Here is a 15,297-nt window from a genome sequence, read left to right as displayed (position 1 = left end):
GTTCGGAGTTTTTATGTAACTTGCCGTGCCTATTCATAGGGTAGTAAATATATGGGCCGTCAGATTACGGCCTTCTCTTTGTGAGGATGTTCATGAGCTCAGGAAAGCTGAAGATTGAATGGGCAGCGCAGTATATGCCGGTGCTCGCTGCTATAAAAAAACAGTTTGTCAAGGAAAAACCGTTTGCCGGCATGACGATTGGCATGGCGCTCCATGTCGAGGCCAAGACCGCAAATCTCGTGTCCACGTTTGCCGCCGGTGGCGCCGAGGTGTACATCACCGGTTGCAACCCGCTCTCAACGCAGGATGATGTGGCTGAAGCCCTCAACGACGTGAAAAATGTCCACTGTTTTGCAAAGCGGGCCTGCTCGGTGGACGAGTACTATGCTGCCATCGATCAGGTGCTGGATGCAAAGCCGGTCATTACCATCGATGACGGCATGGACCTTATCCATTACATCCACACCAAGCGCCGCGACCTTATCAAGAATGTCATCGGGGGATGCGAGGAGACCACCACCGGTATCCACCGCCTCAAGGCCATGGCCGCGGAAGGAAAACTGGAGTTCCCCGTTGTTGCTGTGAACGACACCCCGATGAAGCACTTCTTTGACAATGTCCACGGGACCGGAGAGAGTGTCCTCTCATCTATCATGATCACCACGAATACCCTTATTGCCGGGAAATACTTCGTGGTTGCCGGCTACGGCTACTGCGGACGGGGCCTTGCCAGGAAAGCCCACGGGCTTGGAGCCAAGGTTGTTGTCACTGAGATTGATCCGCGCCGCGCCCTCGAGGCCCACATGGATGGGTTCATGGTCATGTCGATGGATGATGCCGCAGCCGTCGGGGACATCTTCGTCACCACGACCGGCAACTTTGCCGTCATATCAAAGAAGCATTTTGCCACACTGAAAGACGGGGCCATTCTCGCAAATGCCGGTCACTTCAATGTCGAGATTGACATCGAGTACCTCCGTAAGAATGCGACCCGGACTATCCAGCGGGATGGTATCGAGACTTTCGTACTTGGCAAGAAGTCCGTCCATGTCCTGGCCGAGGGCCGGCTCGTGAACCTCGCCACTCCCAAGGGCATGGGTCACCCTATTGAGGTCATGGACCTGAGTTTCGCGCTCCAGGCGCTCTGCACCCTCCATATTGCAAAGAACGGTAAGAAAATGAAAGGTGGAGTATACGATGTACCGAACGAGATCGACGAACAGGTTGCAAACCTCAAGCTCGCATCGCTCGGGCTCTCGATTGATTCGCTCAGTAAAGAGCAGAAGAAATATTCCTGCAGCTGGGATATCGGGACGTAATTTTTCCTGAACCCCTGTCAATAAATCTCTTTTTCGATCCTGTTTTCACGGGCAAAAAATTATCCTTCTCTTGCCGCGTACAGGTATTCCTGCGCGTACCCGCAAAACTTCCCGAAATGCTCGCGGGCAAACTGTCTAACCTGGTCGTATTCTCGACTGGTCAGGGGGGAGTCCATGCCCAGTTCCGGGAGATAGTGCTGCTGCATGATCCTGCGAATCCAGACATCGACCGGGAACGCCTCGTACTTCTGGAACGCGAAGAGAAGGATGCAGTCGGCGGCTTTCGGGCCTACCCCATGGAGTTTCATAAGTTCCTTTCTGGCCTCCTCGTACGGGAGACTTCGGATCTTCTCCTCCCATGCTTTCTCATCGGTTACCATACACGAAGTCCCGAACACGTACGGCTGGCGGTACCCGAGCTTACATTCCGTCAACCCGTCATGGCCCCCGCAGGAGATGGGCTCCGGTCTGGGAAAGGCGTACCGGGTTCCCCCCTCGAATTCAAGAGGTTTGCCGTACTTTTCGGCGATCAAGGCAATCCTGCGCCGTATCGTGGGAATATTGGAATTTGTCGAGCAGATATAGGAGACCGTGCATTCCCATGGGGGCTGCCGCACGAGCCGGAGCCCCGGGTTTTTCGCTATGGACTCGTGAATGAAAGGATCGCGGTCTATGGATGCGAGGACTGCCCCAAGGTCAAGGTCCAGAGAGAAGTAGTCCCGGACAAACGAAGCCGGCGCCCCGACATAGGTCAGCTTGTTCCCCTCCTGTCGGATCTTCATTGCCCGGCTCCCGACAACCCCGTACCACCAGCCGTCAGCGGTGCGATCCCAGCGGAACACCTGCCCGCAGGAAAGGGTTGCGTCCAGGTTGAACGGCTCATCAGGGCGCAGGGTCAGGGATGGCATGGTTTTATTCTTATAACCGGTTTGTCCTGAACTCTTATTATGCTCGCGTCATGATGCAAACGGATAAGCATTGAACCGGTTTTTGTTGCCTCTTTTCCCTCCGGGAGTATGACATGACCGGATCAGAACGAATAGCCTTTTAATATATAACTCAAAAGTTCTTCTTATGGAATTAACCAAAACCCTCAAGGACTTTATTGAAGAAGGTGCGGACTGGGAGCGAAAACAGACCTCATTAAAAGGTGTCTCTCTCATCCGTCTTCCGGCAACCAAGAACCGGGCTGCATCGCTTGCTATCGATATCAACCCGGTCGGTGAAAACGGCCTCCCGATGAAGAAGAAAGGGATCATGATCATGAACGCTGCCGAACTTGCGGCATTCCGGGCAACATTCAACAATGAAAAGGTTGACAGCCTGATTGCGGCTCTTGAAGATGTCCTGCCCGAGCGCAAGAGCGCCGGAAAACCGGCAAAGGCGGATGTCCTGCAGATCTGATTTCCGTGTACAGTAACCAGTTTCAGGAGGGATGTTTATAAGAAAACGGATGATCCTGTTCTCTCTCGTTCTCTTTGCTGTACTGGTATCCTCCGGGTGCCTGTGGGAAAAGACACCTGCCGAAGTACAGGCCCCCCCCCCGGAGGTTTTTGTCGATTACCACCGTACCGGGGGTATTGCCGGGTTTGACGAGCGTCTGGTTATTTTTGATAATGGGGCAGGGATAGTTTCCGGCAAGACAAAAAATACCGAAATTACCTTAAACCAGACCGATCTGGATCGTATAACTGCCCTCTTTGATGAGAGCCGCTTCTCCCTGCTTGAGGGGAACTATACCTCCCGGCGCGGCAGTGCGGATCTGATCCAGTACCGTATCACCTACCACGGAAAAACCGTGAAAACCGAGGATTCGGCCACACCCCCCGCACTGCAGCCGGTGATTAACGAACTGAACCGGATCGTGAGCCTGAGCGGGAGGTCCGATCACATCCCCGAAATCTCGCGCATCCAGACTTAAGTCCGGATGCAGGATCCTTTTTTCATGAGTGTTGTTGGATAAAAATATCCGGCCAGGTCGTGACCGCCAGGAACTGGTCACGGAATTTCCAAAAAATAGATTATTTCTCGTACATGCACGACTGGACATCGTGTCCCAGTTTGCCGATGGCATCTGCCCGGCACCGCTGGCAGTGGCGCATCTGCTTGACATATTTGCCACATTCGTCCTGCATCTTCTTCTTCATCTCGGGGGTGGGCGGGGTAATGCCCGCAAACTTGTACTGGGCTATGAGGGGGATGAGGTTGAAATTGTAGACTCCCATCTCGCCGACTTTCTTTGCGATCGCCGGGATATGGTCTTCATTGATGCCGGGGATATAGACGGTATTGATCTTGACGAACATGTGGCGTTCAACGGCCATCTCAATTCCCTTCATCTGCTGGGAGAGGAGGAGTTTTGCTCCTTCAAGACCGGTGTAGCGCTTGCCCTGGTAGTCCACGTGCTGGTAGATTTTGGCCCCGATCTCGGGGTCGATGGCATTGAGGGTGACGGTGATGTTGCCGACATCATATTTCTGGAGGAGGTCGATCTTGTCCGGGAGAAGAAGACCGTTCGTGCTGATGCATTTGATGACGTTCGGGTACTGTTCGTGCAGGCGTTTTAAGGTTTCGAACGTTTCCTCGTTTGCGAGCGGGTCACCGGGCCCGGCGATCCCCACGACCTTGATGTAGTTGTACTTTTCCACAACTTTCTTGACAAGGTCCATGGACTCGTCAGGGTTGAGGACTTTCGTTGTGACACCCGGGCGGCTCTCGTTCACGCAATCAAAATCCCGGATGCAGTAGTTGCACTGGATATTGCATTTCGGTGCCACCGGGACGTGACACCTGCCAAACCCGTGGCATGCCTTCTCGGAGAAACAGGGGTGTTCCTCGATCTTGCGCATCTGCGCCGGATCCCACTGGACTTTTTTCCCGTTGACGTCTGCGATCCTCACTTCGTCGGCCATATTCAACACTACCGGATGCGTTGTGCAGCTATAAATACCGTGCAATTGTGATAGAGGGTTTTTCCCCCCCCTGTTCTGCCACACCCGGACGGTATGAACCTGCTCGTGCTGCTAAGGCAAGTGTATAAAGTTTACCGGAAAACCCTATGGAAGGATATCATGAAAAAGTCAGAGAAAGTGAAGGGAAAAGAAGCGGTGGCCGCAAGAAAGAAACGGACCCGGCGGTATGCGATTATTGCAGCAGCGGTCATCGTGGTGGTTGCCGCTGTTGTTGCAGGGTTTTTCCTGCTCAATACCTCCGGCGCACGGGCCGGGGATACTGTATCGGTCTACTACACGGGAAGCCTTGATGACGGGGCGGTTTTTTATTCAAACCTGAACAGTTCCCCGCTCATGTTCACTATGGGCGATGTGACTCTGGTTCCCGGTTTTGAAGAAGCGCTGATTGGTATGACCCCCGGGATGACAAAGACGATACGGGTTCCTGTTGACAAGGCTTACGGGACTTACAAGCCGGAACTTGTGCATATCGTGAACCGCTCGACACTCCCAGCCAATATGAACCCGGTTGTTGGTGAACGATATACCATCACGAGATCGGCTGATGGGGCGAATGCGTATGTCAAGATCCTCAATATCACGCCCTCTACGGTAGCCTGGGACGAGAACCATGAACTGGCAGGAAAAAACCTGACCTATACGATCACTGTCACATCAGTGATCAAGAAATAACTCTTTTAATACTTCCAGAAAAGATGGGCCCGGCCGGATTCGAACCGGCGACCTCCGCCGTGTAAGGGCGACGTCATAACCGACTAGACCACGAGCCCGATAACCTACTAATGTCGCTCTTGAGATTAATTAACATTGTTGCAATGTTCCCCTGGATGCGTGCCGGATAAGGGAAAAACCAGCCAGATGAAAACGACAAAAAATGGATATTATTCTTTCTTTGGCGGGAGTTTGATATCGATCCCGTACTTCTCGGCGTTCCGGTCGGCGATTGCCTGGATGGTTGCAATTTCGGCATCCTGCCGCGTTGGTTTGAAGAGGTGGCGGAACCGCTTCTGGGTCTTGAGGTATTCCTCAACTGGTTTCCGCACTACTTTTTTTGCCTTCGTGACCTTGCCGTCAACCATCTCGAAGTTCACCCAGAGGCCGGTCTCGATAGCGAGTTTTGCAATCGCGATGGTCTGTTCCCCTTCAAATCCCCAGCCGGTGCAGCACGGTGCGTGGATCTGCACGTAACAGGGCCCGGGGGTGTTGATCGCTTTCTCAACTTTCTGCTTCAGATCTGCCGGGTAGGCAATGGACGCCGTTGCAACGTACGGGGCCCCGTGCGCTGCAAGAATTCCCGGCATGTCCTTCTTGGGCCGCTTGTTCCCAAACGAGTGCGAGCCTGCAGGGCTCGTGGTGGTGCTGGCATCGTAGGGGGTTGCCCCCGACCGCTGGATGCCGGTGTTCATGTAGGCTTCGTTATCGTAGCAGACATAGGTGAAGTCATGGCCGCGCTCAAAGGCGCCGCTGATCGAGATCATGCCGATATCGAAGGTTGCCCCGTCGCCGGCCATGATCACGATCTTCTCTTTCCGCCCCTGTTTCTTGAGGGATGCCTCGATACCGGATGCGACTGCGGCCGCGTTCTCGAAGAGCGAGTGGATCCATGGGACTTTCCAGGCCGTTTCGGGGTATGGGGTGGAGAAGACTTCCATACACCCTGTGGAGGAGACAAAGATCGACTCGGGCCCTGCGGCCTCTGTTACGAGCCGGGCCACAAGCGATGCCCCACATCCCCCGCAGGCGCGGTGTCCGCAGTCGAACAGATCACAGGTTTTCTTCTGTTCCGCCATTTCAGATCAACTCCTTCTTAAGACCGAAGAACTGGTCGCCTATCCCTTTCTCCGATAGCGAAACAATCTCCCTGATATCCTTCTTCCGGATGTCCCTGCCGCCGAGGCCGAGGATGTAGCCCTTCACCGGGATTGCGGACCCGTACATTGCATCCCGGACCTCGATTGCGGTTGCGCCTCCACGGGAACCGAGGGAGACGTTCTTGTCCAGCACGGCAACCCGCTTTACATGAGCGAGTGCCTTTGCAACCTCCTCTATGGGGAACGGCCGGAAGACCCGGATCCGCAGGAGACCGACTTTCTTACCGGCAGCTCGCATCTCATCGATAGCATCTTTGACGGTCCCACACATGGAGCCCATGGCAACGATTGCCGTTTCCGCGTCGTCCAGGCGGTACGTTTCGATAAAGGCACTGTAGTCCCTTCCAAAGAGCGTGCCGAACTCTTTTCCGTATTTTGCGATTGCGTCCTTTGCCCGTTTCTGGGCCTCGTCCATCTCGTACCGGAACTCGAGATAATAATCCGGGGTGGCATACATGCCGAAGCTCATGGGGTCTTTAGCATCCAGTTTGTCGGCAGGGTTGAACGCGGGCAGGAACCTGTCGGCCTGCTCCTGGGAGAGGATGTCAACCGGCTCGTAGGTGTGCGAGAGGATGAACCCGTCAAAACAGACAAATACGGGGAGCTGGATAGAAGGATCTTCTGCTACTTTGTATGCAAGGAAGTGAAGGTCGGTTGCCTCCTGGTTGTCCTCGGCATAGAAATGAAGCCAGCCGGCATCGCGCAGGGATATGGAGTCCTGCATGTCATTCCAGATCGAGAGCGGAGCACCCATGGCCCGGTTGGCGATGGACATGACGATCGGGAGGCGCATGCCCGCTGCATTGAAGACGACTTCGGCCATCAGCATCAGGCCCTGCGAGGTGGTTGCGGAGTAGGTCCTTGAACCGGCTGCGCTTGCACCAACACAGGCCGAGAGTGCCGAGAGCTCGTTCTCGACCGTGATATATTCTGCATCGAGTGTGCCGTTTGCAACAAAATCGGCCAGTGCCTCGACGATATGGGTCTGGGGGGTGATCGGGTACGCCGAGACCACCTGCGGGCGGCAGAGACGGACCGCTTCCGCAACCGCGAATGACCCTTCGGTAATTTCCATCATTTACTTTTCCTCCTTTTTCATGGTTATTGCTTCTTTGGGACATTCGGTAGCGCAGATCCCGCAGCCTTTACAGTAGGCAAAGTCGGGGTCAAAAAATCCCCCGGCATCCTCGCTGATGCACCCTTCGGGGCAGAGTGTTCTGCACATCCCGCACTTCGAGCATTTCTCATGGTCGAAGATTGGCTTGAATACCCGCCATGAACCGGTCTTGTTGTCCCGTGATTTCCCGGGCCGTGCCCGGCAGCCAACAGCGAGTGCCATTATGCTGCCCCCTTGACCGTATCGAAAGCGATCTTTGCAGCAGCAATGTTCCTGGTTGCCAGTTCGCCGGGGAAACGGTGCTTGAGTGCATTCTCGAGTGCCGCGAACTGGATCTCGCCGGATGCTGCTGCGAACGCTCCCATGAGGGTTGTGTTGGTGATCGGGAGACCGATTGCCTTGAGGGCGATGGTCGTGGCATCGATCGTGATGAGTTTCACGCCATCCGGAACCTTGTAGTCCGGTTTCTTCTCGGTGTTGACGATGACGATGCCCCCCTGCCTGACACCCTGAAAAACATTCACATCCTTGATTAAGGTACTGTCCTGGACAATGATGTAATCCGGCTCATACACCTGGCTGCGGAGCCGGATCTTCCTGTCATCGAACCGGACAAAAGCCTGAACCGGTGCCCCGCGCCGCTCAACGCCAAACGCAGGGAATGCCTGGGCAAAGACGCCGCCCTGGAAGGCAGCGACAGCAATTAGCTCGGCAGCAGTGACTGACCCCTGGCCACCCCTGCCGTGGATACGTAGTTCTCTCAAGGAAAAAACCCTAGATAATTTTACATGATAAATCAATATAAATCTAGAGATCTGTATCGAGACCAAGGATCGTATCTTTCCCCAAAAATACATCGCGGGCAATTTTGAATAAACCCCGTGAAGCACACCATTCATCGTAAACTGCCACAGGGCAGCCTAAAAGCGACTCAACTTCCCGGGCGATTTTTGGTGCAAGGCTGCCTGCAAGTGCAATGGGAGCGCGGGGATTGAGGAGGCGCAGCGCAGCGCACTCCATTGCTGCAAACAGGGCAACGGCCGGCAGCCTCTCCTCTTCGGGCAGCGAGAAATTCACCCCCGCATGCTGGAATGCCTCGTTTGCCGTGCATTCCCCGGCATCAATCCTGCGGATGGCATCCACGTCCAGGGCCCCGTGATGTGTGCCCGGCGCAAAGATGCACGCATCGAACGCACCAACCAGTTTTCCCCTGGTGACAAGGAGCGAGACCGTGTTGGAGCTGACATCCGATATGATCGCATCTTCCCCGAGCGTTTCGCAGATTTCGTAGGCAATGCCGATCTTCTCCGGGCTTGTCTGGTGGGAATAGACCTTGAAACGCGGGTCGGTGGGAGAGCCCCGGTGGAGTCCGGGGATGACGATTGCCGGAATCCCGCTCGCAGCAACTTCGTCGTAAACCCTCGTTCCGCCGCCAATATGTTTTCCTGCACCTTCACGGCTGACGAGGCCACGGTTGGCGAGTTTTCCGATCCGGGTGATCTTCGAGAAGTTGTCTCCCATGGAATAGCAGACGGCGATTCCCTCAATGTCGTCCAGGGGGCAGATGCGGGCAAGATCGGCAATGACAAACTCCTTTGCCGCTTCGCGCGAGATCTTGAATTCGCCATTTCCGCCGGCAAACCGCATTGCTGAAGTGCCGTGATCTATCCCGATAAACATAGCAGTAATCCTATAGCATGGGTGACATATTAGGTATTGATGTTTGATGTGGTGACAGGCGGGGCCGGATTCATCGGTTCCCACCTTGTGGACTCCCTTGTCGCGCGGGGCCGTGATGTTCTGGTCATCGACTCGCTCTGTGCCGGGAAACAGGTGACGATTGCGGGACACCTTGCGTCCGGCAGGGTAAGGATCCTGCAAATGGATCTTCTCACGGATGGATGGCAGGATTCGCTCAAAGGGGCCGGGTGCGTGTACCACCTGGCCGCGGACCCGGATGTGCGGCAGAGTGCCATGACGCCCGAGCCCACATTCCGGAACAATATTGCTGCAACGTACCGCGTGCTCGAAGCTATGCGAATTCATGGCATTCTCAACCTGGTCTTTACCTCCACCTCAACGGTCTACGGGAATGCAACGGTCATCCCGACCCCGGAAAACTATACTCCACTTGAGCCAGTCTCCGTCTATGGCGGGAGCAAGCTCGCCTGCGAGGCCCTCATCTCCGCATACTGCCATTCGTTTGGTATGAAGTCCTGGCAGTTCCGGTTTGCCAATATCATCGGCGCCCGGAGCGGCCACGGTGTTATCACCGACTTTGTCCGGAAACTAAAGGAAAACCAAAAAGAACTGGAGATTCTCGGGGACGGCAAGCAGACCAAGTCCTATCTCGAAGTGCACGAGTGCGTGGAAGCCATGCATTTTGCTATGGCACATTCGAAGAACCCGGTGAATATCTTCAATATCGGCTCCGAGGACTGGATCGATGTCCGGAGCATAGCCGACATCCTTGTTGAAGAGATGCATCTCCCCGGTGTGAAATACCGCTTTACCGGGGGTGCGCTGGGATGGGTCGGCGATGTGCCGAAGATGCAGCTTGCAGTCGACCGGATCAAGGGCCTTGGCTGGAAACCCCGGCTTGGATCCCGGGAGAGCGTCCGGATTGCCGTGCGGGCAGCACTTGAGGGACAGTAGGATGAAATATATCGTTGTTCTTTCCGATGGCATGGCGGACGAGCCGATTGCAGAACTGGGCAACAAGACCCCGCTTGAATATGCAAAGACCCCGAACATGGACCGGATGGCCCGCGAGGGTACCTGCGGGATGCTTAAGACCATCCCCGACGGCTTTGAGCCGGGCAGCGATATCGCCAACATGGCCGTCATCGGCTATGCCCCGGAGAAATACTATACCGGCCGCGGCCCGCTTGAAGCCCTGAGTATGGGAGTCGATCTTGCCCCGGACGATGTTGCGTACCGCTGCAACCTTGTCACGATCGCAGAGAACCGCATGGCGGACTTCTCGGCGGGGCATATCTCCAGTGCCGAAGGATCAGACCTTTTCGCCTCGCTTCAGCAGGCGCTTCCCGAAGTCATGGTTCGGGCCGGGGTCAGTTACCGCAACCTGCTCGTGGTCCACGGAGGAAAAGGTGCAGCTACCACGCCCCCTCATGATATCGTGGGGCAGGGTATCGCCTCGTTCCTTCCCGAAGGTGGCGATGCCGAGCTCCTCCACCACTGCATGGAGACAAGCCGGAAGGTCTTCGATAACCACCCGGTCAATGGTGCGCGGATCAAAGCCGGGAAGCGCCCGGCAACAGGGATCTGGCCGTGGAGCGGGGGGCATAAGCCTGCTTTTCCCTCGTTTGAGAAGAAGTACCGGAAAAAAGGCGGGATCATCTCTGCCGTGGATCTCCTCAACGGGATTGGCCGCTGTGCAGGGATGGAAGTGATCACGGTGCCGGGTGCAACCGGCTACCTTGATACCGATTATAACGCGAAAGCCCGGTATGCCCTTGATGCGATCCGGCACCTCGATTTCGTGTACCTCCATATCGAGGCCCCGGATGAGGCCGGGCACATGGGAAGCGTTGTGGAGAAAGTGAGGGCGATCGAGAACGTGGACGGGGTGGTGGGCACGATCCTTGACGAGTTCGAGGGTGTCGTGGCCGTGCTGCCCGATCATCCCACGCCGATCCGGATCAAGACCCATTCCCGCGACCCGGTTCCCTTTGCGGTCTGGGGGAAAGGAACTGACGGAAAGACAACAGTCTATTCCGAGAAGGATGCACGGCTGGGAAGTGCAGGAACGAAAAACGCAACGGATTTCCTGGATTATCTCTTCTCGTGAAGAGACAGAACAGGTGCGGCATCAGACCCCTGCGTCATCACCACTTCAGTGGGGGTAACTTTCATCATCTGCCACACTTCGTCTTTTGTTTCGTTTGCCGGACAATATAGATTTGTCTGGTCAGATGCCTGCGTGAAAAATCCCGGTGGAATGAATGGGGGGTGACCCCCCCTCCCTCTATTTTTTATTTCGCATGGACCCCCCCCCACCCAGTAGATGGGGGGGTATGCCGGCAACCCCCCTCCCCGTTACCCTTGGGAGACCTCCCCACTCATTTTTGGGTAATCCGTGTGTTGAGGTGTTGACGTCGGAAGTTCCCTGAAAATGGTATGCGGGTGCCTGCGCGAAAAGGCGGGGTTCTCACATTTGAGGCGGGGGGTCTGCGGGGGACCCCCCCACCTTCATTTTTCTGAAACGCTCTGACCCCCCCACCCCGTTTTTTCCGGAGGGGCCCTGACCCCCATGAGATCAATTGAAAAATGGTTTCTCCTTTTTAGAACAAACAACAAAAATCCAATGCAGTTAATACCAATCACATGAGAGGTGTAGTGAGATGAAGAAGAACCTGCTGATGTGGGATGAGACCCTCTTCCGCGACCCCGAAGTCCTCGAGATCGATTACCTGCCCGAGCAGTTCGAGTTCCGCGACAGCCAGATGCAGGAACTGGCATTCCAGATAAAGCCCGGCATACGGGGCGGCCGGCCGCTCAACACCGTCTGCAAGGGCCTGCCCGGCACGGGCAAGACGACGAGCATAAAAAAAGTCTTCCAGGAGATTGAAGAGACCACGAAGAAGCTCGTGCCGGTCTATATCAACTGCCAGATCGACAATACCAAATTTGCGATTGTCTCCCAGATCTACCGGAAACTGGTCGGGCATCTTCCCCCCTCATCGGGGACTTCCTTCAAGCAGGTTTTCGACGCAGTTGCCCGCATCCTCATCAAAGATGAGATTGTGCTGCTGGTCGCCCTCGACGATGCAAATTATCTCCTCTACGAGAACGAGATCAACAAAGTCCTTTACACGCTGCTCCGCTCCCACGAGACCTACGAGGGCACGCGGATTGGTGTGATCGTCATCATCAGTGACATGGACGTGGATCTCACCCGGGCACTGGATGCCCGCGTTGCCTCCGTCTTCCGCCCGACCGAACTCTATTTCCCACCGTACGCGGATGCCGAAGTCCACGAGATCATGAAAGCCCGCGTCATGCAGGGTCTTTTTACCGGTGTCCTCTCCGATGCCCTTCTCGACCTTGTCGTGGAGCAGACCTTAAAAAGCGGGGATCTCCGGGTTGGAATCGATCTTCTCAAGCGGGCCACGCTCTCCGCGGAACGGGCTGCCCGGCGCAGTATCGAGCGGGAGGATATCTGCGGGGCTTACGAGATCTCGAAATACCTCCACCTGAATTATACCGTAAAGACTCTCAAGGACGAGGAGCGTCAGATCCTCCGGTTCCTGGCCGAACGCAGCTCAAAGGACCAGGAGATGAATGCCGGGGACGTGTACAAAACCCTCAAGGAGTCGATGGCGATCGGGTATACCCGGTTCTACGAGATCGTCAAGAAGATGGATGCCATGCGCCTTGTCAATCTCCAGTACCGGGAAGGGAAGGGACGGACGCGGATCATCACGCTCCGCTATGACCCGGTAAAAGTTCTTGACTATCTTTCCTGATCTGCTGTTTTTTTGAAAAATATTATCTATTCCGGAACCCCTCTTTTATGATACAGGGGTTAGTCATAATGTTAAGTGTTAACGAACTGGCACTGGAGATTTTTGATAATCTGGCAGATTTGGCAGAGGAATTCAACTGCGCATACCATGAACTCGATAATGGTGCACGCATTGTTGACTGTGGTGTGAGCGTTCGCGGTGGCTACGCGGCAGGCCGGGCATTTACCGAGATCTGCATGGGCGGCCTTGGCGAAGTCAACTTCCGCATGGGGCAGATCAAGGACTTCCCGATGCCGTTCATCGACGTCAACACGGACTTCCCGTCCATTGCGTGCCTTGGTGCGCAGAAGGCCGGCTGGACGGTCAAGGTCGGCAACTACTTTGCAATGGGCAGCGGCCCGGCCCGGGCGCTCTCCTTAAAGCCGAAGCACACCTTCGAGGTCATCGAGTACGAGGACGACTACGACTGTGCCGTCATCTGTCTTGAGAGCGACCACCTCCCCAATGCCGAAGTCATGGAGAAGGTAGCAGAGGAATGCCATATCGATGTTGCCAATGTCTGCGCTGTCGTTGCACCAACCTCCTCCATGGTCGGTTCCATCCAGGTGTCAGGGCGCTGTGTCGAGACCGCAATCTACAAGCTCAACGAGCTCGGGTTTGACACCAAGAAGATTATTGCCGCTATCGGTACCGCACCGATTCCGCCGGTCAGGGGTGCAAAGCTCGCCATGGGCGTGACAAACGACGCCACCATCTACCACGGGCGGATCAACCTCACTATGAATGCCCCCGAGATCAAGGACTATCTCGACAGGATCCCGAGCAACAAATCCAAGGGATACGGCAAGCCGTTCAACGACATCTTCAAGGAAGCAGGCTACGACTTCTACAAGATCGACACCGCGCTCTTCTCGCCGGCAGAAGTCATCATCAACGAACTGTCCACAGGCTCGGTCTACCATGTCGGTGCAGTCAACACCGATGTGACCCTGAAGTCCTTCGGGCTTCAGTAATTTTTTTCATTTTTTCATCCCATAACCACTTTTTACAATTCTTTGCCTGACTGGTGGTGATCCCGTGTCTGGTATACCTGACGATAAACGCCGTCTTCAGCGGAACGGTTCCAAGGGGTAATATAGTTCCCGGATTGATCCTGTTTCATGGTCCGGCCCGTTACTCTCTGTGCTGCACTGGTATTCCTGGTCATCATCGTTTTCTGGGCAGGCTGTACTTCCCCGGCACCCGCCGGGGAGCAGTCCGGCGCACTGAATCCCCCTGCAGAACCCGTAAACTCTGTCCGTGTTTCCCAAACACCTGTCCACGCGGTATCCCCGGGCGTTACCGAACAGCTGGCGCTGGTGAACTCCTCGAGCTCAGTCTGGCGTGAAGCCTACCGGATCTTCAGCAATATGAAATCCACCGAATATGTGCACACGACATATGTGAACGAATCAAAAGGCATCTACCGGTTCGACTGCCTCGGTTTTGTCGATTATGTGCTCCAGCAGGGAGCGCCTGAAGCATTCAAATCTGCGGGGCATGGGTACGAGCGACCGGAGCTCGCGGTCTATGGCAGGTATTTCCGAAATCTTGGCCCGACTCCCAACCCGGAGGGGTGGTCCCGAGTAGCCCGTCCGGTGGATCTTAAGCCCGGGGATATCTGCCTCTGGCAGAAAATTACCCCGGATAGCGTTGGTCATATGTGGATCATTGCCGGTACGCCGTATGTGAATCCAGCCCGGACTGACGAAGTGCTGGTCAGGATTTTCGACTCCGATGGTGTGCATGCTGACGATTCCCGTGCCGCGAAATCCTATAAATACGGCCTTGGTTCAGGTATCCTCGGAATGCTGGTGGATGCAGGGGGGAACCCGGTCGGGCTCAACTGGCAGGGAGGTAACATGAGCAGTCCCGGGACCATGGATCCGACGATCGTCTGCGCACGATATAATAAATAATCATTTCTCTAAAAATCCGGGCCCGTTCACTTTCACAGCCAGCCCCTTTGGGTAAAATACTCCCATGACCAATATCAGATCCGGAGTTACCTGCACTATGATCGTTATCGGCATAGACCCCGGGCTGGCGCGGCTTGGATACGGGGTTATCAGCAGCGAAAATGGTACGATCCAGCCGGTTGCGTACGGGTGTATCGAGACTTCCGGTAAAAACGCCCGGGCGTCCGAACGTCTCCTGCAGATATCCGATGCGGTGGAAGCCCTCTTCGAGAAATACTCTCCCGCTCACCTGTCCATCGAGAAATTATTCTTTACCAACAACATCACTTCGGCCATGAGTGTCAGCGAGGTGAGGGGTGTTGTTCTCCTGGCGGCAGAGAAGAGGAAGATCGAGATCACGGAATATACGCCGAACCAGGTCAAGCAGGCGATCACCGGTTCAGGCCGTGCCGACAAGCGCCAGATGCAGGAGATGATCATGCGTCTTCTCCATCTCGCCGAGATCCCAAAACCCGATGATGCTGCGGATGCACTTTCGATTGCCTTATGCCATATCCATATCCTGAGGTAG

17 protein-coding genes and 1 tRNA gene are annotated in these 15,297 nt (G+C 55.2%); 10 read left to right on the top strand and 8 right to left on the bottom strand.

The window, feature by feature from the left end:
* Nucleotides 1-92: 92 nt before the first annotated feature.
* Nucleotides 93-1,319, top strand: coding sequence for an adenosylhomocysteinase (locus WC598_RS07565; RefSeq protein ID WP_372960872.1), 1,227 nt, complete (start codon nucleotides 93-95; stop codon nucleotides 1,317-1,319).
* 59 nt (nucleotides 1,320-1,378) lie between these two features.
* Here WC598_RS07565 and WC598_RS07560 read toward each other — a convergent pair whose 3' ends face one another.
* Nucleotides 1,379-2,227 (bottom strand): DNA-3-methyladenine glycosylase, encoded by an 849-nt coding sequence (locus tag WC598_RS07560; RefSeq protein WP_372960871.1) that lies wholly within the window; start codon nucleotides 2,225-2,227, stop codon nucleotides 1,379-1,381.
* A gap of 166 nt (nucleotides 2,228-2,393) precedes the next feature.
* Here WC598_RS07560 and WC598_RS07555 point away from each other — a divergent pair, with 166 nt between their 5' ends.
* A complete protein-coding gene (locus tag WC598_RS07555) occupies nucleotides 2,394-2,723 on the top strand; it encodes a hypothetical protein (protein ID WP_372960870.1) in 330 nt (109 codons plus the stop codon).
* A 31-nt stretch (nucleotides 2,724-2,754) separates the two neighbouring features.
* Nucleotides 2,755-3,240, top strand: coding sequence for a hypothetical protein (locus tag WC598_RS07550; RefSeq protein WP_372960869.1), 486 nt, complete (start codon nucleotides 2,755-2,757; stop codon nucleotides 3,238-3,240).
* A gap of 100 nt (nucleotides 3,241-3,340) precedes the next feature.
* Here WC598_RS07550 and nifB read toward each other — a convergent pair whose 3' ends face one another.
* Nucleotides 3,341-4,231 (bottom strand): nitrogenase cofactor biosynthesis protein NifB, encoded by an 891-nt coding sequence (gene nifB, locus WC598_RS07545; protein WP_372960868.1) that lies wholly within the window; start codon nucleotides 4,229-4,231, stop codon nucleotides 3,341-3,343.
* 159 nt (nucleotides 4,232-4,390) lie between these two features.
* Here nifB and WC598_RS07540 point away from each other — a divergent pair, with 159 nt between their 5' ends.
* A complete protein-coding gene (locus WC598_RS07540) occupies nucleotides 4,391-4,963 on the top strand; it encodes a peptidylprolyl isomerase (protein ID WP_372960867.1) in 573 nt (190 codons plus the stop codon).
* 24 nt (nucleotides 4,964-4,987) lie between these two features.
* On the opposite strand, the gene WC598_RS07535 is transcribed toward WC598_RS07540, so the two are convergent.
* The 6 genes from WC598_RS07535 to WC598_RS07510 form a co-directional block, all read right to left on the bottom strand.
* Nucleotides 4,988-5,061, bottom strand: a tRNA-Val gene (locus WC598_RS07535).
* Between the two features lie 111 nt (nucleotides 5,062-5,172).
* Nucleotides 5,173-6,081: a thiamine pyrophosphate-dependent enzyme gene (locus WC598_RS07530; RefSeq protein WP_372960866.1), complete on the bottom strand. Its 909-nt coding sequence runs from the start codon at nucleotides 6,079-6,081 to the stop codon at nucleotides 5,173-5,175.
* 1 nt (nucleotide 6,082) lies between these two features.
* Nucleotides 6,083-7,240, bottom strand: coding sequence for a transketolase C-terminal domain-containing protein (locus WC598_RS07525; RefSeq protein WP_372960865.1), 1,158 nt, complete (start codon nucleotides 7,238-7,240; stop codon nucleotides 6,083-6,085).
* Entirely contained in the window at nucleotides 7,241-7,501 is a 261-nt protein-coding gene (locus tag WC598_RS07520; protein WP_372960864.1) for a 4Fe-4S binding protein, read from the bottom strand.
* The gene (locus WC598_RS07515; RefSeq protein ID WP_372960863.1) at nucleotides 7,501-8,043 is read right to left on the bottom strand and encodes a pyruvate ferredoxin oxidoreductase subunit gamma; all 543 of its coding nucleotides are present in this window, start codon (nucleotides 8,041-8,043) and stop codon (nucleotides 7,501-7,503) included. Before WC598_RS07515 ends, WC598_RS07520 begins: the two co-directional genes overlap by 1 nt.
* Nucleotides 8,044-8,086: 43 nt before the next feature.
* Nucleotides 8,087-8,959 carry a methanogenesis marker 12 protein gene (locus WC598_RS07510; protein ID WP_372960862.1) on the bottom strand — a complete coding sequence of 291 codons (873 nt, stop codon included), beginning with the start codon at nucleotides 8,957-8,959 and terminating at the stop codon, nucleotides 8,087-8,089.
* A gap of 39 nt (nucleotides 8,960-8,998) precedes the next feature.
* Between WC598_RS07510 and WC598_RS07505 the strand changes: the two genes are divergently transcribed.
* From WC598_RS07505 to ruvC, 6 genes are all read left to right on the top strand, one after another.
* Nucleotides 8,999-9,934, top strand: coding sequence for an NAD-dependent epimerase/dehydratase family protein (locus tag WC598_RS07505; protein ID WP_372960861.1), 936 nt, complete (start codon nucleotides 8,999-9,001; stop codon nucleotides 9,932-9,934).
* Nucleotide 9,935: 1 nt separating this feature from the next.
* A complete protein-coding gene (locus WC598_RS07500; protein WP_372960860.1) occupies nucleotides 9,936-11,090 on the top strand; it encodes a cofactor-independent phosphoglycerate mutase in 1,155 nt (384 codons plus the stop codon).
* 553 nt (nucleotides 11,091-11,643) lie between these two features.
* Nucleotides 11,644-12,768 carry an ORC1-type DNA replication protein gene (locus WC598_RS07495; RefSeq protein WP_372960859.1) on the top strand — a complete coding sequence of 375 codons (1,125 nt, stop codon included), beginning with the start codon at nucleotides 11,644-11,646 and terminating at the stop codon, nucleotides 12,766-12,768.
* Nucleotides 12,769-12,836: 68 nt separating this feature from the next.
* Nucleotides 12,837-13,781, top strand: coding sequence for a methenyltetrahydromethanopterin cyclohydrolase (gene mch / locus WC598_RS07490; protein ID WP_372960858.1), 945 nt, complete (start codon nucleotides 12,837-12,839; stop codon nucleotides 13,779-13,781).
* A 147-nt stretch (nucleotides 13,782-13,928) separates the two neighbouring features.
* A complete protein-coding gene (locus tag WC598_RS07485) occupies nucleotides 13,929-14,726 on the top strand; it encodes a hypothetical protein (RefSeq protein WP_372960857.1) in 798 nt (265 codons plus the stop codon).
* A gap of 64 nt (nucleotides 14,727-14,790) precedes the next feature.
* Nucleotides 14,791-15,297, top strand: a complete 507-nt coding sequence (gene ruvC, locus WC598_RS07480) for a crossover junction endodeoxyribonuclease RuvC (protein WP_372960856.1) — start codon at nucleotides 14,791-14,793, stop codon at nucleotides 15,295-15,297.

The sequence above is a fragment of the Methanoregula sp. genome (assembly GCF_041645475.1).
Taxonomy (GTDB): domain Archaea; phylum Halobacteriota; class Methanomicrobia; order Methanomicrobiales; family Methanospirillaceae; genus Methanoregula.
Note: the sequence above shows the minus strand (reverse complement) of the source record. Positions and strands in the feature narration are given on the sequence as shown.